An 18,495-nucleotide genomic window follows, 5' to 3' on the forward strand; every position below is an offset into this window, starting at 1 on the left:
CTCAGCGCTCCCTGATGACGCGCGCCGGGATGCCGGCGATGATCTGGTTGCCCGCGAAAGACCTGGTCACCACCGAGTTGGCGCCGACGATGATGCGATCGCCCAACACCACGCCCTCGCGGATGAACACGTTGTCGCCGATCCAGCAGTCGTCCCCGATCACGATGTCCCGTTCGACGTGCCGCAGCGGCCCGTCCGCATTGGTCGTCGGTTTTTCCGGGTCATGCGTGAGCGCCTTGATCGACACGTTGTAGCCGATCGCGCAGCCGCGCCCGATCACCACGCGCGAGTCGGGCCCGCACGACAGATGCGCCTGGTTGAGATAGGTGTGCTCGCCGATACGGAAGTTTTCCTTGGGCCCGATCAGCTTGCTGCCCAGGCCCACGGTGGCGGACCGCGCCACGCCCGGATAGCCGCGCAGCCGGCGCACGTGGCTGCGGCGCTGGGCCCAGTCCACGGAACCGCTGATGCATCGGGCGAGCAGATCGAGCACGACGGGTCTACCTCGCCGGTACGGCGGCCAGGCTGTCCACGATCTGCGCGATCTGCGCGTCGGACAGATAGGGATGCATCGGCAGGCTGAGCACTTCGCGCGCCGCGCGATCGCCGACGGGCAGCTTGGCCTGCGCGTCCTCCACCGCAGGCTGGCGGTTGAGCGGCAGCGGATAGTGCACGGCCGTGGGCACGCCGGCATCGTTCAGCCGCTCGCGCACGGCCTCGCGGTCTTCGACGCGAATGGTGTATTGGGCGTAGACGCTCAGGTTGTGCGCTTCGACGAACGGCGGCTCGATGCCGGCCTCCGCAAGGCGGCGCCCGTAGTCGGCAGCCACCTGCTGGCGCTGGCGGATCTCCTCGTCCAGGATCGCCAGCTTGGGCAGCAGGATCGCCGCCTGCAGCGTGTCGAGCCGGCTGTTCATGCCCACCCGCACGTGGTGGTAGCGGCGGTCCTGCCCATGTCGCGCGATCTGGCGCATGGCCACGGCCAGCGCATCGTCGTCGGTGAACATCGCCCCGCCGTCCCCGTAGCAGCCCAGCGGCTTGCTCGGGAAGAAGCTGGTGCACGCGATGGTGCTGAGGTGGCAGGAGCGCCGCCCCTTGTAGGTGGCGCCGAAGCTTTGCGCGGCGTCCTCGATCACCGGAATGCCAAGGCGCGCGGCGACCGCGTTGATCGCGTCGAAATCCGCGCACTGGCCGTAGATCGACACGGGCACGATGGCTTTCGTGCGCGGCGTGATCGCCGCTTCCAGGCCAGCGGGATCGATCAGATAAGTGTGCGGATCGACGTCCACATAGACCGGCTTCGCATGCAGGATGGCCGCGGTCTCCGCCGTGGCGATGAAGGTGAAGCCGGGCATGATCACTTCGTCGCCCGGCCCCACGCCCAGCGCCATCAGCGCGATCTGCAGCGCGTCGGTGCCGTTCGCGCAGCTGATGCAGTGCTTGGCGCCGACGTAGGCGGCCAGCCGCTGCTCCAGTTCCGCCACCTCGGGGCCCAGGATGAACTGCCCATGCGCGAGCACGCGCTGGATGCCGGCGTCGATCTCGGCCTTGATACGTGCCTGCTGCGCCTTGAGGTCGATAAAGTCGATCATGCCGTGACCTCCTCCCGCGCGACCCTTCCTTCGCGCAGCACGTAGCGCGCGCCGGTATGCGGGCAGATCGCCTCGCCGGAGCCGCTGAGCGGCAGATCCAGCTGTTCGCCGTACTCGCTCATCCAGCCGATCTGGCGGGCCGGCACGCCGACCATCAGGGCATAGGCCGGCACATCCTGCGTGACCACCGCGCCGGCGCCGACGAAGGCGTACTCGCCCACGGTGATGCCGCAGACGATGGTGCAGTTGGCGCCCAGGGTGGCGCCGCGCTTGACCAGGGTGTCGCGGTATTCCTCTTTGCGTTCGATCAGCGAGCGCGGGTTGTAGACGTTGGTGAACACCATGCTCGGACCGCAGAACACGCCCTCTTCGAGGGTGACGTTGTCGTAGACCGACACGTTGTTTTGGACCTTGCAGCGGTCGCCGATGCTGACCCGGTTGCCGACGAAGACGTTCTGCCCGAGCGAGACGCCCTTGCCGATGCGCGCGCCGCCGCAGACGTGAACGAAGTGCCATACGCGCGAGTCGTCGCCGATCTGCGCGCCCTCGTCCACGATCGCGCTGGGATGCTGATAGAAAGCCATGATTGCCTCAACCGGCGCTGCGCGCCAGGAACGGGTGGTATTCGCCGCGCAGGCCGACCGGCGAGGCGTGGCGGATGTCGGAGACGGTGGTGATCGCACAGCGGTTCTCTTCCAGGCCGAAGCCGCGCCCGGCGAGGATCTCCTCGTAGCTGCGCGTGTGCAGGTCGGTGAAGCCGCCGGAGAACTCGATCTCCTCGCCGTCCACGGTAATGGAGCGGTAGGTGCGCTGGCCGGCGAGGCGCTGCGCTGCCGGCACGTCTTCCACGTCCACCGATAGGAACCAGCGCACGCGGGCATGCTCGTATTCGAGATAACCGCCGGCCTTGGTGTCCGACATGTGGTGCACCAGGTTCTGCTGGAGCTCGCCGAAGATGAAATGCAGCATGTCGAAGAAGTGCACGCCGATGTTGGTGGCGATCCCGCCGGACTTCTTGGCATCGCCCTTCCACGACTGCAGGTACCAGTGGCCGCGCGAGGTCACGTAGGCCAGGTCCACCTCGTGCTTGGCGGCGCGGCTGGCCGACCGCACCTTCTCGCGCAGCGAGACGATGGCCGGGTGCAAACGCAACTGCAGGATGGTGTTCACCTTGCGGCCGGTGTCCTGCTCGATCTCGCGCAGGCCATCGATGTTCCATGGGTTGAGCACCAGCGGCTTTTCGCAGATGGCATCGGCGCCCGAGCGCATGGCGAAGCGCATGTGCGAGTCGTGCAGATAGTTGGGCGAGCAGATCGACATGTAGTCCACGCGGTGCGAATGGTTGGCGCGCCGCTGCTTGTCGATATGGCGATCGAAGCGTTCGAACTCGGTGAAGAAATCGGATTCGGGAAAGTAGCTGTCGATCACACCGACCGAATCGTTCGGGTCGTAGGCGGCGACCAGCTTGTTGCCGGTGTCGCGGATGGCCTGCATGTGGCGCGGCGCGATGTAGCCGGCGGCACCGATCAAAGCGAAGTTCTTCATGATGCGACTCCAGCGACGGCCGCGGCGGGCGCCACGGCGTAGAAATTGCGATACCACTCGACGAAGTGGGCCACGCCCTCCTCCACCGACACCTTGGGCCGATACCCCACCGCTGCCGCCAGACTCGACACATCCGCCTCCGTCGCCGGTACGTCGCCGGCCTGCAGCGGCAGCAGCTGCAACGTCGCCTTGCGGCCCAGGCAGCGCTCCAGCACTTCGATGTAGCGCAGCAGCTCTACCGGCCGCTCGTTGCCGATGTTGTAGAGGCGGTACGGCGCCACCCCGCTCGTGGCCGGGTCCGGGTGGTCGCCGCGCCACGCCGGGTCCTTGTCCGGCACCGTATCCAGCGCCCGTACCACCCCTTCGACGATGTCGTCGATGTAGGTGAAGCTGCGCTTGTGCCGGCCTTCGTTGAACACCGGGATCGGCTCCCCGGCCAGGATCGCCTTGGTGAACAGGAACAGCGCCATGTCCGGCCGGCCCCACGGGCCGTACACCGTGAAGAAGCGCAGCCCCGTCGCCGGCAGCCCGTACAGGTGCGCGTAGCTGTGCGCCATCTGCTCGTTGGCCTTCTTGGTCGCCGCGTACAAGGTCAGCGGATGCTCCGCCGAGCGGTGCTCGGAGAACGGCAGGTCCGTGTTGGCCCCGTACACCGAGCTGGTCGAGGCGTACACCAGGTGCTGCACGCCGTGGTGGCGGCAGCCTTCCAGCACGTGCAGGAAGCCGGTGACGTTGCTGCTCACGTACACGTGCGGGTTCTTCGCCGCGTAGCGCACGCCCGCCTGCGCGGCCAGGTGCACCACGCGGTCGGGGCGGTGCTGCTCGAACACCCGCGCCATCGCCTCGCGGTCGGCCAGGTCCGCGTGCACGTGCGTGTAGCCGGCCTGCGCCTGCACCCGCGCCAACCGTGCCTGCTTCAGCGACACGTCGTAGTAGTCGTTGAGGTTGTCCACGCCCACCACCGTGTCGCCGCGCGCCAGCAGCTTCAGCGCCACGTGCGACCCGATGAACCCGGCCGTGCCGGTCACCAGCACCTTCATCACAGCCTCCCGTCCACCGCCTCGCGCGGCAGCACGTACTTCACGTCATAGACCACCGACGCCGGCTTGCCCAGCGCGCGGATGCCCTCCGCGCCCAGCGCCGCGAACTCCCGGTGGCCCACCGCCACGATCACCGCGTCGTAGCTGCCCGCATCCGGCGCGCCGATCGGTTCCAGCCCGTACTCGTGCGCCGCCTCGGCCGCATCCACCCACGGGTCGTGCACGTCCACCTCGGCGTTGTAGCCGCGCAGCGCCTGCACGATGTCGATCACCCGCGTGTTGCGCAGGTCCGGGCAGTTCTCCTTGAACGCCAGGCCCAGCACCAGCACCTTCGCCCGCACCGGGTTGATGCCCTTGCGCACCATCAGCCGCACCACCTCGCCGGCCACGTACGGGCCCATGCCGTCGTTGGTGCGCCGGCCGGCCAGGATCACGTCCGGGTGGTGGCCCACCTCCTGCGCCTTGTGGGTCAGGTAGTACGGGTCCACGCTGATGCAGTGCCCGCCCACCAGGCCGGGCCGGAACGGCAGGAAGTTCCACTTCGTCCCCGCCGCCTGCAGCACTTCCAGCGTGTCGATGCCCAGCTTGTTGAACAGCATCGCCAGGTCGTTCACCAGGGCGATATTGAGATCCCGCTGCGTGTTCTCGATCACCTTCGCCGCCTCGGCCACCTTGATGCTGCTGGCCCGGTGCGTGCCGGCGGTGATGATGCTGGAGTACAGCGCGTCCACGTAGCTGGCCGCTTCCGGCGTCGAGCCGGAGGTCACCTTCAGGATCGTCGTCACCCGGTGCTGCTTGTCGCCCGGGTTGATCCGCTCCGGGCTGTAGCCGGCGAAGAAGTCCTGGTTGAACGTGAGGCCCGAGCCCTTCTCCAGCAGCGGCACGCACACCTCTTCCGTGCAGCCCGGGTATACCGTCGACTCGTACACCACGATGTCGCCGCGCTTGAGCACCTGGGCCAGCATCTCGCTGGCGCGCACCAGCGGCGTCAGGTCCGGCCGCTTGGCCGCGTCGATCGGCGTGGGCACCGTCACGATGTACACGTTGCGGTCGCGCAGATCCTCCAGCCGGTCGCTGTAGCGCAGCCGCGTCGCCGCCGCCAGCTCCTCCGGCTCCACCTCCAGCGTCGCGTCCTTCCCCGCGCGCAGTTCCTCCACCCGCGCACTGCGGATGTCGAAGCCCACGGTGTCGTACTTCTTGCCGAACTCCACGGCCAGCGGGAGGCCGACGTAGCCCAGGCCGATGACGGCAATCTTGGCATTGATCACTTGCTGCATCCGATCTTCCAGATAGTGGGGGTCAGGCATCGCGCCTTGTCAAAGGACCGTGAATGGGGAAGTCCTTCGACCCGTCTGCACGCGACGAGTCGGGTACTGTGGCAATCGCTTCTTTACTGATACCTGAAGCGAACCGAACAGGACATCACGATTCGTTGATACAGCGAAGCGCATCAACGTTTAGACGTCCAAACGTCCAAATGTTCGCCAATCCTCTTGACAGCCATATGAAGCGGAAACGCGATTTCAAGCGAAATTCACGACGCGCATCGCACTTCCCGCCCGCGCACGGCTCCGACGGCGATACCGCTCAGGTGCCGTTCTTGTATTCGTAGTAGCCGTACGAGTAATAGCCGCTGCTCCGGCGCTCCACCGCGTTGAAGATGGCGCCCCTGATCTCGATACCGTTCTGGGCGAACCGCTGGCGGGCGAGAGCGATTTCGCGCGCCTGATTGAGGCCGAAGCGCACCACGAGCAGAGAGGTGCCGGCCATATGGCCGATGATGGCCGCATCCGTGACCGCAAGAATCGGCGGCGTGTCGATCAGGACCAGGTCGTACTTCGGCAGCACCTGCTCGATCACTTCGGCGAAGCGCGGGCTCATCAGCAGTTCCGAAGGATTGGGCGGGATCTTGCCGCGCGCGATGTAGTGCAGGTTCTCCAGCGACAGTAGCGGGCGGATCGCCGCCTGCAGATCGATCTGCCCCGAGATGAGTTCGGACAGGCCGTTGTTCGGCCGGCCACCCATGACCTTGTGCAGGGAGCCCTTGCGCATGTCGCCGTCGATCACCAGCACGCGCTGCCCGGCCTGGGCTATCACTGCCGCGAGGTTGGCCGACACGAAGGTCTTGCCCGCCTCCGGGCTGGAACCGGAGATCATCAACAGGTTGTTCTTCGCCTCCATCCGGGCGAAATGCAGGCTGGTGCGCAGGCTGCGCAACGCCTCGGTGGCCAGGTCGGTGGGCGAGCTGATGGCGAGCAGATGATGCCTGCCGTCGCTGCGGGAATGGCCGGACAGGGCGATCTCGCGCTCGGTCGGGCTGACCGGCACCGAGGCATAGACCGGCAGGCCGAGCTGCTCGATGACCGAGGGTTCTTCCACGCCGCGGTTGAGCATTTGCCGCACGAACACGAGGCCGAAGGCGAGGAAGGCGCCGACGAAGGTGCCGCCGAACACCACCATCGCCTTCTTCGGCTTGACCGGATTGGTGACGTCGACCTGCGCATTGTCGACGATGTGCACGTTGCCGACCTTGCCCGCGCGCGCGATGTCGAGCTGCTGCGCCTGATTGAGCAGGCCGGTGTAGGTCTGGTTGCTCACTTCCACGTCGCGGGTGAGCTTGAGCAATTCCTGCTGCGTATCCGGCAGATCGCCGACCTGCTTGTCCATCTCGCCCTTCTTCTGCTCCAGCTGTCCGAGCTGGTCCATCAGCGCGCGATAGGCCGGATGCTTCGGCGTGAAGCGGCGCTCGATGTCCGCCTGCTGCATGCGCAGCTGCTGGATGTTGGCCTCGACCGCAACGCTCTGGTCCAGCAGGGCCTTGGTCTGCATGGTGATGTCCACCGACCTGGCCTGGATCTGGAATGCATTCAGCGCCGCCTGCGCGCGGTCCAGGTCCTGCCGCACCTTGGGCAGCTGTTCCTGCACGAACTTCAGGCTGTTGGCGGCCTCCGCGGCGTTCCACTCGACGTTCTGCCGCACGTACCACTCGCTCACGCGGTCCAGCAGCGCCACGGCCATCTTCGGGCTGGCGTGCTGGTAGGACAGGCCGATGATGCCGGAGTCCTTGCCCTTCTCCGTGGCCTGGATGGCCTGCTGCAGCTGGTTGATGGTGGTCAGGGCGCGTTCGCGGCGCACATCGAAGCGCGTACCGGGGTTGGCCTTGAGCGAGCCCACCTGGAATGTCACTCCATGGCCGGTGGCGACTTGGCCGACCGCGCCCTGCAGCACTTCGTCGCCTTCAGGATCGAACAGCGTATAGCTGCCGTTCTCGCCGGCGACGAGGGACAAGGTCTTGCCCAGCAGATGATCGGGCACCTCGATGCGCTGCAGGTCGAGCTTGGCGCCGCCCCAGTCATAACGGCTCATGCCCAGCCAGGGGCTGGCGACCTCGCCCGGATTCGCCTGGGTGAAACGCCTGGCGATGCCGGTGCCGATCACTGGGAAGCGGCGCGGAGATACGTTGATATCGAGCTTGAGATCATCGACTGCACGCCCGATCACGGCGCGCGAGGTGATCAGCGCGATCTCCGTGTTCGCCTGCGAGTTCGAGGCGCCCAGGGTCTGACTCAACGCGCTGATGCCGGGCAGTTCCGGCACCTTCTGCTCCACCTGCACCATCGCGTCGGCCTGGTAGATCGGCGTGGCGAGCAGCGCATAAGCGAGGCTGCAGATCAGGAACAGGCCGGTGATCGAGAGGATGGTCCACTTGTTGTCGACAACCGTACCGAGGATCGCACCCAGGTCGAGTTCGTCGTCGTTGCGTTGAGTGACTGGACGGGGATCGGTCATGACGAGGCCGCTTTGGAAAGGGAGGGAGTGAGGTACGCGAGCCAGCGCGCGACTGCCTGGTCGATCAGTCCGTAGACGTGCTCGAAGGCCGGCCGCGACTGCCGGTACGGATCAGGAATCTCCTTTTCCCCCAGCCATTTGCCGAGCAGCAGTACTTTGCCGCTTGCTTCCGGCGCGAGGCGGGCGATGCGCGAGGCATGCGCCTTTTCCATGACCAGCACGAGGTCCGCGTCGTGCAGCATGGCGGTGGACAACTGACGTCCGCGGTGCGCGCTCGCGTCGATGCCATGCTCGAGCAGGAGCGACGCCGCGGTGGCGTCCATGGGATGGTCTTCGAGTGCGCCGAGGCCGGCGCTCGATATGTGGAGCGAGGCGTCGCCCAGGCGATGCCTCAGCAAATACTCGGCGGTGGGACTGCGGCAAATATTGCCCACGCACACCAGCAGGATACGTTGGAACACAGCGCTGCCTGACTCTGCAAAAGAATGTGGAGGCCGCGTGCAGCGAGCCTGAAACCGACATCCCCCTGTTTCGTCAAACCAACTCTGCCGGACGAAAACCAGACCGATGGTAGAGAAAATTCCGACGCGATGGCGAGATTCGCGTCGCGATTGGCCATGCTCGTACAGCCCACGTTAGGGGACGAGCGATAACTCTCGACTTTTCCTAAACATACGCACAGACGAAAAGAGCCTGCGATGCAGGCTCTTGCGTGAAGGTTTTGTGTCGATGGTGTGTCGCGTCAGCGCGAGAGTGGCGCGATGCGCTGTTCGATCGCGCCGAAGATCGACGCGCCACTGGCATCGGTGACGTCGATGCGGATGGTGTCGCCGTACTTGAGGAACGGCGTGCTCGGCTTGCCGTCGCGCAGCGTCTCGACGGTGCGCTGCTCCGCCAGGCACGAGGCGCCTTTGCTGGTGTCCTCGTTGGCGATGGTGCCGGAGCCGACGATGGTGCCGGCGGTGAGCGGACGCGTCTTCGCCGCATGCGCGACGAGCTGCGCGAAGTTGAATTGCATGTCGACGCCGCATTCGGCTTCGCCGAACCACACGCCGTTGATCCATGTCCGCATCGGCAGATGCAGCTTGTCGTCCCGCCACACGTCACCGAGTTCGTCGGGCGTAACGAAGACCGGCGACAGCGCCGAGCGCGGCTTGGACTGCAGGAAGCCGAAGCCCTTCGCCAGCTCGGCGGGGATCAGCCCGCGCAGGGAGACGTCGTTGATCAGCCCGATGAGCTGAATGTGGGCCGCGGCCTGCTCCGAGGTGACGGCCATCGGCACATCGTCCGTGATCACGATCACTTCGGCTTCGAGATCGATGCCGTAATCCTCGCTCGGCACCACCACCGGATCGCGCGGCGCGAGGAAACCGGCGCTGGTGGCCTGATACATCAGCGGATCGACATAGAACGACTCCGGCACCTCGGCGCCGCGCGCCCGGCGCACGCGCTCGACGTGCGGCAGGTAGGCACTGCCATCGACAAACTCGTACGCGCGCGGCAGCGGTGCGGCCAGTGCATCCATGTCCAGCGGGAAAGCGCCTGCGGCCTGGCCGGCGTTGAGCTGGTCATAAAGAGCATTGAGACGCGGCGCGGCATTGGACCAGTCGTCCAGCGCGGCCTGCAGGGTCGGCGCGATGCCGGTGGCCTTCGCGGCCCAGCTCAATTCGCGGTTGACCACCACCAGCGTGCCGTCGCGGCCGCCTTCCTTAAGACTGCCAAGCTTCATTCTGCGCTCCGTGTGCTGCGATTCATTGGCAGCCTTCGACGTAATCGACCTGCGGGGGCACGCCCACGCGCCATTTGCTTACCTTGCCGTCGGTGCCGATCGCGAAGACGGCGGCCGCTCCTTCCTCACCGCGCACGCGGAAGGTGCTCGCAGCGGGATCGTACTTGTCCGGGAATGTCTCGCCCTTGTCGCCATAGAGGCGAACGAGCTCGCTCTTGTCCATGCCCACCTTGCCGCCGCCCGGCGCCGCCTGCTTTGCGGTGGCGACGTCGTAGCGGACGAACTTGCCCTGCTCGAACATGAAGCCGAGGTCCGGCGGCGTCTTCGACCATGTCGGATAGAAATATGCGCAGGTAGAACCCTTCGCCGGCGGCTGCGTCTTCAGTTCGCCGCCCCAGGCCTGCCGGAACGCCGCCTCGTCCATGCCGAAACGCATGTCGCCGAATCCCGCGAACGTCGCCTGCTCCGTCGGGGCCGCGGGCGCCGGCGCAGCGGGAATGGCGGGAGCCGCAGCCGTGGATGCGGCGGGAGCCTGGGCGACCGGAGCGGCGGGCTCGTTGCCGCCGCAGGCCGCCAGTCCGGCGGCCAGGAAAACACTGAGCAGGGGGCGATGCAGCGTCATGGCGTCAGTCCTTGTGGAAGTGTTTCCGTATACCTTGCCAGCACTCGTAGTAACCGCGCTGCAACTGCGGCGCCTCCAGCGCCTGGCGGGTCGGACGGATCACCTTACGCGTTTCGAACATGAAGGCCATGGTGCCGGTCAGGTGATCGGGCTTATCCAATACCGCGTTCGTCGCTTTCTCAAAGCTCGCTGCATCGGGGCCATGCCCGCTCATGCAGTTGTGCAGGCTGGCGCCGCCGGGCACGAAGCCGCCTTCCTTCGCATCGTAGGCGCCTTCGATCAGCCCCATGAACTCGCTGGCCACGTTGCGGTGGAAGTACGGCGGGCGGAAGGTGTGCTCGGCCACCAGCCAGCGCGGCGGGAAGATCACGAAGTCGATGTTGGCCGTGCCCGGCGTATCGCTGGGCGAGGTGAGCACGGTGAAGATCGACGGGTCCGGATGGTCGACGCTGATCGAACCGACGGTGTTGTACTTGGCGAGGTCGTACTTGTACGGCGCATAGTTGCCATGCCAGGCCACCACGTCGAGCGGCGAGTGGCCGATCTTCGCCGTCCACAGAGAGCCCTGGAACTTGGCGATCAGTTCGAAGTCGCCCTCGATCTCCTCATAGGAGGCATGCGGCGTGAGGAAATCCCGCGGCAGCGCCATCGAGTTGGCACCGATCGGGCCCAGGTCCGGCAGGCGCAAAAGCGCGCCGAAGTTTTCGCACACGTAGCCGCGGGCCTCGCCATCGGGCAGTTCCACGCGGAAGCGCACGCCCCGGGGAATCACCGCGATCTCCAGCGGACTCACCTCGAGCACGCCCAGCTCGGTGCACAGGCGCAGGCGCCCCTGCTGGGGGACGATCAGCAGCTCGCCATCGGCGTCGTAGAAGAAGCGGCCCTGCATGGAGCGGTTCGCCGCATATATATGTATGCCGCACCCGCCCTGCTCGGCCGGGCCGCCATTGCCCGCGAGAGTGACCAGCCCCTCGACGAAGTCCGCCGGCGCCGCCGGCATCGGCCAGGGGTCCCAGCGCAGCTGGTTCGGCGTGGCGGGCGCCTCGTCGAAGCGGTTGTGGAAATGCGCATGTGCGCGCGGCTCGAACGGCTGGTGCACTGCCGCCGGCCGGATGCGGTACAGCCAGCTGCGCCGGTTGCTGTGCCGCGGCGCGGTGAAGGCCGTGCCGGAGAGCTGCTCGGCATACAGCCCGTGCGCCACCCGCTGCGGCGAGTTCTGCCCTGAGGGAAGCACGCCGGGGACGGCTTCGCTGGCGAACTCATTGCCGAAGCCGGATTGATAGCCTTGGGTTTCCATCGCGCTTCACTCTTGGCGGTTCCTCCCCCTCCCATCGGGAGAGGGCCAGGATGAGTAGGGGTCGCCCAAGGCGCCGGCGCCTTGGGCCCATGGCACGCCGCTCCGGCTTACAGCACGCCGCGACGCATCTGGTCGCGTTCGATCGACTCGAACAGCGCCTGGAAGTTGCCTTCGCCGAAGCCCTCGTTGCCCTTGCGCTGGATGATCTCGAAAAAGATCGGTCCGATATTGTTCTCGGTGAAGATCTGCAGCAGCTTGCGCTGCTTGGTCTCTGGGTCGGCGTCGATCAGGATCTTGTTCTTCGCCAGGCGCGGGACGTCCTCGCCGTGGTTGGGGATGCGCAGGTCGATCACATCGAAGTAGGTGTCCGGCGTGTCGAGGAACTGCACACCTTTGGCGCGCATCGCCTCCACCGTGTCGTAGATGTTGTCGGTGAAGCAGGCGATGTGCTGGATGCCTTCGCCGTGATAGGCGTCGAGGTACTCGTTGATCTGCGACTTCGGATCGCTCGATTCGTTGAGCGGGATGCGCACGATGCCGTCCGGCGCGGTCATGGCCTTGGATACCAGGCCGGTCTTGGCGCCCTTGATGTCGAAGTAGCGGATCTCGCGGAAGTTGAACAGGCGCTCGTAGTAGTCGGACCACTTCTGCATGTTGCCGAAGTAGAGGTTGTGCGTGAGGTGGTCGATGAAGGTGAGGCCGAAACCCTTGGGGTTGAGGTCGGCGCCGGGAACCGGCACGAAGTCGCCATCGTAGATGCTGCCCTTGTCGCCATAGCGGTCGACCAGATACAGCATGCAATCGCCGATGCCCTTCACCACCGGCGCGTTCACCGCCTTGGTCGCTTCCTTCACGCCCACGGCCTCACCGCCGTTGGCGAGCACCTTGCCGTAGACCTCGGCTGCCGGCTGCTTGAAACGGATGGCGAAGCCGGCGGCGCAGGGACCATGCTGGGCCGCGAAGTCGGCAGCGAAGGAATCCGGGTCCTCGTTGACCAGGAAGTTCACCCCACCCTGGCGGTACACCGTGATCGGGCGGGTCTTGTGCCTGAGCACCGCGGTGAAGCCCATGCGGCCGAACAGGTCGTGCAGCTCGGCGCCGCGACCGGCCGGGGCCGCGAACTCGACGAATTCGAAACCGTCGATACCCATCGGGTTCTCGAAAGTGGTCACCTGCATGCCAAGATTGGGCTGCGCGCTCATGGGGATCTCCTGGGTCAACGCCTGGGGGTGTGAAGCCTGGTGATAAAGCGTGTCCCGCCGTCGCCTAGCCTGCGACCGGCGGCATCATCCCAGCGTTATAGTTACACATGAAACCATTTGCAAGGAGTGGTGCAGCAGTGCCCGCCAACCCCCGACACCCCCCCCGGCCCGACCACGCCCCGCTGGAGCTGGAAAGCTTCCTGCCCTACCGCCTTTCGATCCTGTCCAATACGGTCAGCCAGGCGATCGCCAACGACTACCAGGCACGCTTTGACCTGAGCGTGACCGAATGGCGCGTGATGGCGGTGCTGGCGCGGTTCGAGGGCCTGTCCGCCAGGGAAGTGGCCGAACGCACCGCGATGGACAAGGTGGCGGTGAGCCGCGCCTTGGCCCGGCTGGTGGAGGCCGGCCGGGTGAACCGCGGCACCCACGAGGGCGACAAGCGCCGGTCGGTGCTCAGCCTGAGCGAGACCGGCTGGCAGGTCCACGACGTGGTGGCGCCCATGGCACGCGCTCGCGAACGCGAAGTGCTGGACAAGCTGGACGCCGAGGAACGCGTCTGGCTCGTGCGCATCCTGGACAAGCTGATGGGCCCGCCCGTGCCCCCGCGCAGCACGGCGTCCGAGGAACAGGCCACCGCGGCCTGAAAACGAAAGAGGCGGCTCGCGCCGCCTCTTCGGTTCTACCTGGCCTGGCGCTTATTTCACGCCGTGCATCAGGCGGTTGATTAGCGGAGCCACCAGCAGCAGCAGCACCGCCGCGCCGGCCAGCAGCCAGAAGCTGAAGGTGAAGCCGCTCAGCGCAGAGGCGACCGTCATGCCGGTTTCGCCGCTGACGTGGCTGGCGAAGATGCCGGACAGGTTGTTGCCGATGCCGGTCGACAGGAACCAGCCACCCATGGCCAGGCCCACCAGGCGGCTGGGCGCCAGCTTGGTCACCATCGACAGGCCGATCGGCGACAGGCACAGCTCGCCCACGGTCTGCAGCACGTACACCAGCACCAGCGGCCAGAACGGAATCAGGCCGGCGCTGTCGACCAGGCTCGACAGGGCGTACATCAGCACCACGAAGGCCAGCGCATTGCCCAGCAGGCCGAAACCGAACTTGCGCGGAATCGATGGCTCCAGCTGCCGCTTGTCCAGCCAGCCCCACACCATCGACATCACGGGCGCCAGCAGAACGAGGGCGAGCGGCGCGACGGACTGGAACCAGCCGACCGGGAACTCCCAGCCGCCGAACATCTTGCGGTCCACGATGTTCTCGGCCAGGAAGTTGAACGAGCTGCCGGCCTGTTCGTAGAACATCCAGAACAGCACGTTGAACACGAAGATCACCAGCATCGCGATCACGCGATCGCGCTGCACCTTGCCCTCGCGGATACCGTCGACCATCAGCAGCACGCACAGGCCCACGAACAGGATGCTCAGCAGCCACTGCAGCACCACCGCGCCGGCCTTGGCCATCACCAGGTACACCAGCGGAATCGCCACCAGGCAGCCGATCAGCACGTAGACCACGCGCATGCGATTGGCCTGGTCCGGCAGCGGGCGACCCACGCCCTTGAGCTGGCGCCGGCCGAACCAGAACCACAGCAGGCTCAGCAGCATGCCGATGCCCGAGGCCAGGAACACCAGCTTGTAGTTCTGCTGCATCGGGGTGTCGGTGAAATAGCTGGCCAGCCAGCCGGTGAGCAGCGGCGAGGCCAGCGCGCCGGCATTGATGCCCATGTAGAACAAGGTGAAGCCGCGGTCGCGGCGCGGGTCGCCCACGCCGTAGAGCTGGCCCACCATCGAAGAAATGTTCGGCTTGAACAGGCCATTGCCCACGATCACCGTGGACAGGCCCAGCAGGAAGATCTGCTCGTTCGGCAGCATGATCATGAACAGGCCGGCCGACATCACCACCGCGCCGACTAGGATCGAGCGCTGGTAGCCGATGACCTTGTCCGCCACGTAGCCGCCGAAGACTGCCGCGGCATAGACCAGCGCCAGATAGGCGCCGTAGGTGCGGCTGGCGAAGGCCTGGCCAGTGGGACTGCCGCCGAAGAACTCTGCCACGATGTACAGCGTGAGCGCCCAGCGCATGCCGTAGAAGGCAAAGCGCTCCCAGAACTCCGTCATGAACAGCATCCACAAGGGACGCGGATGGCCCAGCGTCTGCGGGTAATCCGGTACCGCGGGCGCCGAGGGCCCAGGAGTAGCGGTCGTGGTGGTGTCGGTCATGCGTTCCCCTTGTCGTGCTGGGTGGGTGCTGATCGGCACGTCGCGTGCGGATCGCGGCTCAAAACGGTCGACATGTAACCGGGCAATACGGCGCGCGTCAAATGCGGCGCAATATCCTACGAATCGGCGCTGCCGCGGCGGCCGAAGGCCCCGGGCGCGAAAAAAGCGGCATGTCCGCTTATTTGCGCCGCCCAGCCTTCGTTAAACCAGGGCGTTGGGCGGGTCAGGTGCCCAGCACCGTGCGCACATCCAACAATTCCGGAAAGAACTCCAGCTCCAGCGCCTTTTTCAGGAAGGCCACGCCCGACGAGCCGCCGGTGCCGCGCCGATGGCCGATGATCCGCTCGACTGTCTTCATGTGGCGGAAGCGCCACAGCTGGAACTGGCCTTCGACGTCCACCAGCTGCTCGCACAGGTGGTACTCGGTCCAGAATTCGCCGCGGTTCTCATAGATGCGCTTGAACACCGGCAGCAGCCCCTCGTGGCGGTGATGCGGCTGGGTCCAGTCGCGCGCCAGCAGCTCGGGCGGCACGGCGTGCCCGCGGCGGGCCAGATAGGCGAGGAATTCGTCGTACAGACCCGGCGCTTCCAGTACCTCGCGCAGCGCCGCCTGGGCCGCGGGATCGTGAGCGAACACGCTGAGCATCTGCTCGTTCTTGTTGCCCAGCAGGAACTCGATCTGCCGGTACTGCAGCGACTGAAAGCCCGAGGAAGGCCCCAGAATGTCGCGGAATCCCAGGTATTCGGAGGGCGTGAGGGTTTCCAGCACGCCCCACTGCTCGAACAGCTGGCGCTGCACCTGTTTGACCCGGGCGAGAATTTTCAGGCACGGATCGATGTCATCCCTTCTCAGATGATCGATCGCCGCCTTCAACTCGTGAATGATCAGCTTCATCCACAGCTCCGCGACCTGGTGCTGCACGATGAACAGCATTTCGTCGTGGTGCGGCGGCTGGCTCAACGGCTGCTGGGCAGAGAGTAAGACATCCAGCCGCAGGTAGCCCCCGTAGGTGAGGCGGCCGTGCAGGTCGACCTCGATGCCGGCTTCCAGGTCGCGCCGATTGTCGGTCATGGCATTCCGAAGGCGGGAAAAGCAGCCATATTACCTGCCTTTAACGCAAGCCCCCTAACCCTTGCGCATGCTGCACCGTGCCTTGCGGCGCAACATGCCGCCCTGCTTCAATTGCCGTCTTGTCAGGGCCCTACGCGCGTGCTTGACCCCACTGGATGGGTCGCCGCCGGCTCCACTCCCTCATCCGCTTTCGCCTTAACTCACTCCCGGAGCGAGTCGTGTCCATCGCCGCCAAGTTCGAAATCGAATACCTGCAGTATCTCGATGCCGAAGGCAAACAGGTCCGTGACGACCTGCCCGCCTTCGCCAAAGACCTCGACCACATGGTCGAGCTGTACAAGCTGATGATGTCCACCCGCGTGTTCGACGCGAAGTCGGTGGCCCTGCAGCGCACCGGCAAACTGGGCACCTATGCCAGCTGCCTGGGCCACGAGGCCGCGCACGTGGGCATCGGCAGCGCGATGAAACCGGAAGACGTGTTCGCACCCAGCTATCGCGAGTACGGCGCGCAGCTGTACCGCGGCGTGCAGCCGCGCGAGGTGTACATGTACTGGGGCGGCGACGAGCGCGGCAACGACTACCAGAAGGAACCGGCGCGCCACGATTTCGCGTGGTCGGTGCCGATCGCCACGCAGTGCCTGCATGCCGCCGGCTCCGCGCTGGCGTTCAAGATCCGCAACGAGAAGCGCGTGGCCGTGTGCACGATCGGCGACGGCGGTTCGTCCAAGGGCGACTTCTACGGCGCCATCAACATCGCCGGCGCGCAGAACCTGCCGCTGGTGGCGGTGATCGTCAACAACCAGTGGGCGATCTCGGTACCGCGCAAGATCCAGTCCGGCGCGCCGACGCTGGCGCAAAAGGGCATCGCCGCCGGCCTGTTCTCCATCCAGGTGGACGGCAACGACATCATCGCCGTGCGCAAGGCGATGGAGGACGCGCTCGAGCGCGCCCGCAACGGCCAGGGCGGCAGCGTGCTGGAACTGGTCACCTATCGCCTGTCCGACCACACCACCGCCGACGACGCCCGCCGCTACCGCGGCGAGCAGGAAGTGAAGGACGCCTGGGCGAAGGAGCCGATGAAGCGCCTGCGCGCCTGGCTGGTTGGCAAGGGCGTATGGGACGACGCGAAGGAAGAAGCCTGGAAGGCAGAGTGCGACGAGTGGATGGACAACGAGGTGAATGCCTACCTCGAGACCAAGACCCAGCCCGTCACCGCGATGTTCGACTACACGTTCGCGGAAGTCCCCGCGGACCTCGCCAAGCAGCGCGACCTCGCCCTTTCGCTCGACAAGAAGGCCCACTAAGCCATGGCACAGATCACCCTTATCGAAGCCGTCACCCAGGCGCTTGCGTATGAGATGGCCCACGACCCGAGCGTCGTGGTGCTGGGCGAGGACGTCGGCGTCAACGGCGGCGTGTTCCGCGCCACCCAGGGCCTGCAGGAGAAGTTCGGCGAGCTGCGCGTGCTGGACACCCCGCTGGACGAAACCACCATCGCCGGCGTCACCGTCGGCATGGCCGCGCAGGGCATGAAGCCGGTGGCCGAGGCGCAGTTCGAAGGCTTCATCTATCCGATGATGGAGCAGATCGCCTGCCACGCCGCGCGCCTGCGCAACCGTACCCGTGGCCGCATCACCGTGCCGGCCGTGTGGCGCGCTCCGTGGGGCGGCGGCATCCGCGCGCCGGAGCACCACTCGGAAGCCAACGAACATCTGTTCACCAACATCCCGGGCCTGCGCGTGGTGATGCCCTCCTCGCCGGCGCGTGCGTACGGCCTGCTGCTGGCGGCGATCCGCGATCCGGATCCGGTGATGTTCTTCGAACCCAAGCGCATCTACCGCCAGTACAAGGAAGAGGTGCCGGACGACGGCGAGGCGCTGCCGCTGGACGTGTGCTTCGTGCTGCGCGACGGCACCGACGTCACCATCGTCACCTGGGGCGCCCAGGTGAAGGAGGCGCTGGAAGCCGCCGACGCGCTGGCCGCCGAAGGCATCAGCGCGGAAGTGATCGACGTGGCCACGCTGACCCCGCTGGATTTCGACACCATCGCCGAATCGGTGCAGAAGACCGGCCGCTGCGTGATCGTGCACGAGGCCCCCAAGACCGCGGGCTTCGGTGCCGAGATCGCCGCGCGCCTGGCCGAGGAATGCATGTACGACCTGCTGGCGCCCGTCGAGCGCGTTACCGGCTTCGACACGCACATTCCGCTGTTCCGTCTCGAGATGAAGTACCTGCCGAGCACCGAGCGCGTGGTCGAGGCGGCCAAGCGCACGCTGGCGGCGAGCTGACGCTCGCCTGCCGGGGAATATAGGGAATGGAGAATAGGGAATAGAAAAAGCAGGCCGCTGCATGCTTGCGGGCCGCCGCTTTCACTATTCTCGATTC

The 18,495-nt window shown here is 66.1% G+C and carries 17 protein-coding genes; 3 read left to right on the plus strand and 14 right to left on the minus strand.

The annotated features are described in order from the left end of the window. Position 1 precedes the first annotated feature (1 nt). The 12 genes from RKE25_RS19610 to hppD form a co-directional block, all read right to left on the minus strand. Complete coding sequence (locus tag RKE25_RS19610) at positions 2-493, minus strand: acyltransferase (protein WP_311839764.1); 492 nt, start codon at positions 491-493, stop codon at positions 2-4. 7 nt (positions 494-500) lie between these two features. After that, positions 501-1,592 (minus strand): DegT/DnrJ/EryC1/StrS family aminotransferase, encoded by a 1,092-nt coding sequence (locus RKE25_RS19615; RefSeq protein WP_311839765.1) that lies wholly within the window; start codon positions 1,590-1,592, stop codon positions 501-503. Then, positions 1,589-2,176 (minus strand): acyltransferase, encoded by a 588-nt coding sequence (locus RKE25_RS19620; protein ID WP_311839766.1) that lies wholly within the window; start codon positions 2,174-2,176, stop codon positions 1,589-1,591. Before RKE25_RS19620 ends, RKE25_RS19615 begins: the two co-directional genes overlap by 4 nt. Positions 2,177-2,183: 7 nt before the next feature. Then, the gene (locus RKE25_RS19625) at positions 2,184-3,137 is read right to left on the minus strand and encodes a Gfo/Idh/MocA family oxidoreductase (protein WP_311839767.1); all 954 of its coding nucleotides are present in this window, start codon (positions 3,135-3,137) and stop codon (positions 2,184-2,186) included. Next, positions 3,134-4,177: an NAD-dependent epimerase gene (locus RKE25_RS19630; RefSeq protein WP_311839768.1), complete on the minus strand. Its 1,044-nt coding sequence runs from the start codon at positions 4,175-4,177 to the stop codon at positions 3,134-3,136. Before RKE25_RS19630 ends, RKE25_RS19625 begins: the two co-directional genes overlap by 4 nt. Continuing rightward, positions 4,177-5,454 carry a Vi polysaccharide biosynthesis UDP-N-acetylglucosamine C-6 dehydrogenase TviB gene (tviB, locus tag RKE25_RS19635; RefSeq protein WP_311842444.1) on the minus strand — a complete coding sequence of 426 codons (1,278 nt, stop codon included), beginning with the start codon at positions 5,452-5,454 and terminating at the stop codon, positions 4,177-4,179. Before tviB ends, RKE25_RS19630 begins: the two co-directional genes overlap by 1 nt. 310 nt (positions 5,455-5,764) lie before the next feature. Beyond that, positions 5,765-7,966: a polysaccharide biosynthesis tyrosine autokinase gene (locus tag RKE25_RS19640; RefSeq protein ID WP_311839769.1), complete on the minus strand. Its 2,202-nt coding sequence runs from the start codon at positions 7,964-7,966 to the stop codon at positions 5,765-5,767. Continuing rightward, positions 7,963-8,427 carry a low molecular weight protein-tyrosine-phosphatase gene (locus RKE25_RS19645; RefSeq protein ID WP_311839770.1) on the minus strand — a complete coding sequence of 155 codons (465 nt, stop codon included), beginning with the start codon at positions 8,425-8,427 and terminating at the stop codon, positions 7,963-7,965. The genes RKE25_RS19640 and RKE25_RS19645 overlap by 4 nt, the downstream gene beginning before the upstream one ends. Before the next feature lie 281 nt (positions 8,428-8,708). Then, positions 8,709-9,695 (minus strand): fumarylacetoacetate hydrolase family protein, encoded by a 987-nt coding sequence (locus tag RKE25_RS19650; RefSeq protein ID WP_311839771.1) that lies wholly within the window; start codon positions 9,693-9,695, stop codon positions 8,709-8,711. A gap of 22 nt (positions 9,696-9,717) precedes the next feature. Continuing rightward, a complete protein-coding gene (locus RKE25_RS19655) occupies positions 9,718-10,317 on the minus strand; it encodes a lectin (protein ID WP_311839772.1) in 600 nt (199 codons plus the stop codon). A 4-nt stretch (positions 10,318-10,321) separates the two neighbouring features. Then, complete coding sequence (gene hmgA, locus RKE25_RS19660; RefSeq protein WP_311839773.1) at positions 10,322-11,614, minus strand: homogentisate 1,2-dioxygenase; 1,293 nt, start codon at positions 11,612-11,614, stop codon at positions 10,322-10,324. 107 nt (positions 11,615-11,721) lie between these two features. Then, positions 11,722-12,816 (minus strand): 4-hydroxyphenylpyruvate dioxygenase, encoded by a 1,095-nt coding sequence (hppD, locus tag RKE25_RS19665; RefSeq protein ID WP_311839774.1) that lies wholly within the window; start codon positions 12,814-12,816, stop codon positions 11,722-11,724. Positions 12,817-12,953: 137 nt separating this feature from the next. On the opposite strand from hppD, the gene RKE25_RS19670 reads away from it, so the two are divergent. Beyond that, positions 12,954-13,463: a MarR family winged helix-turn-helix transcriptional regulator gene (locus RKE25_RS19670; protein ID WP_311839775.1), complete on the plus strand. Its 510-nt coding sequence runs from the start codon at positions 12,954-12,956 to the stop codon at positions 13,461-13,463. A gap of 51 nt (positions 13,464-13,514) precedes the next feature. On the opposite strand, the gene RKE25_RS19675 is transcribed toward RKE25_RS19670, so the two are convergent. Continuing rightward, on the minus strand, positions 13,515-15,038 hold the full coding sequence (locus RKE25_RS19675; RefSeq protein ID WP_311839776.1) for an oligopeptide:H+ symporter: 1,524 nt from the start codon (positions 15,036-15,038) through the stop codon (positions 13,515-13,517). Between the two features lie 223 nt (positions 15,039-15,261). After that, entirely contained in the window at positions 15,262-16,110 is an 849-nt protein-coding gene (locus tag RKE25_RS19680; RefSeq protein ID WP_311839777.1) for a tryptophan 2,3-dioxygenase family protein, read from the minus strand. Between the two features lie 218 nt (positions 16,111-16,328). Between RKE25_RS19680 and pdhA the strand changes: the two genes are divergently transcribed. Both pdhA and RKE25_RS19690 read left to right on the plus strand, forming a co-directional pair. Next, positions 16,329-17,414: a pyruvate dehydrogenase (acetyl-transferring) E1 component subunit alpha gene (gene pdhA, locus RKE25_RS19685; protein ID WP_311839778.1), complete on the plus strand. Its 1,086-nt coding sequence runs from the start codon at positions 16,329-16,331 to the stop codon at positions 17,412-17,414. Between the two features lie 3 nt (positions 17,415-17,417). Further along, on the plus strand, positions 17,418-18,398 hold the full coding sequence (locus tag RKE25_RS19690; RefSeq protein WP_311839779.1) for an alpha-ketoacid dehydrogenase subunit beta: 981 nt from the start codon (positions 17,418-17,420) through the stop codon (positions 18,396-18,398). The last annotated feature ends 97 nt before the right edge of the window (positions 18,399-18,495 follow it).

It is taken from the genome of Dyella sp. BiH032 (assembly GCF_031954525.1).
GTDB lineage: Bacteria > Pseudomonadota > Gammaproteobacteria > Xanthomonadales > Rhodanobacteraceae > Dyella_D.

Bases quoted from the DNA above. Each gene is read 5' to 3' on its own strand.
- RKE25_RS19640 (WP_311839769.1), bottom strand. From the start codon at position 7,966: ATGACCGATCCCCGTCCAGTCACTCAACGCAACGACGACGAACTCGAC.
- RKE25_RS19680 (WP_311839777.1), bottom strand. From the start codon at position 16,110: ATGACCGACAATCGGCGCGACCTGGAAGCCGGCATCGAGGTCGACCTG.
- RKE25_RS19650 (WP_311839771.1), bottom strand. From the start codon at position 9,695: ATGAAGCTTGGCAGTCTTAAGGAAGGCGGCCGCGACGGCACGCTGGTG.
- RKE25_RS19630 (WP_311839768.1), bottom strand. From the start codon at position 4,177: ATGAAGGTGCTGGTGACCGGCACGGCCGGGTTCATCGGGTCGCACGTG.
- hmgA (WP_311839773.1), bottom strand. From the start codon at position 11,614: ATGGAAACCCAAGGCTATCAATCCGGCTTCGGCAATGAGTTCGCCAGC.
- RKE25_RS19675 (WP_311839776.1), bottom strand. From the start codon at position 15,038: ATGACCGACACCACCACGACCGCTACTCCTGGGCCCTCGGCGCCCGCG.
- tviB (WP_311842444.1), bottom strand. From the start codon at position 5,454: ATGCAGCAAGTGATCAATGCCAAGATTGCCGTCATCGGCCTGGGCTAC.
- RKE25_RS19620 (WP_311839766.1), bottom strand. From the start codon at position 2,176: ATGGCTTTCTATCAGCATCCCAGCGCGATCGTGGACGAGGGCGCGCAG.
- RKE25_RS19690 (WP_311839779.1), top strand. From the start codon at position 17,418: ATGGCACAGATCACCCTTATCGAAGCCGTCACCCAGGCGCTTGCGTAT.
- RKE25_RS19625 (WP_311839767.1), bottom strand. From the start codon at position 3,137: ATGAAGAACTTCGCTTTGATCGGTGCCGCCGGCTACATCGCGCCGCGC.
- hppD (WP_311839774.1), bottom strand. From the start codon at position 12,816: ATGAGCGCGCAGCCCAATCTTGGCATGCAGGTGACCACTTTCGAGAAC.
- RKE25_RS19655 (WP_311839772.1), bottom strand. From the start codon at position 10,317: ATGACGCTGCATCGCCCCCTGCTCAGTGTTTTCCTGGCCGCCGGACTG.
- RKE25_RS19615 (WP_311839765.1), bottom strand. From the start codon at position 1,592: ATGATCGACTTTATCGACCTCAAGGCGCAGCAGGCACGTATCAAGGCC.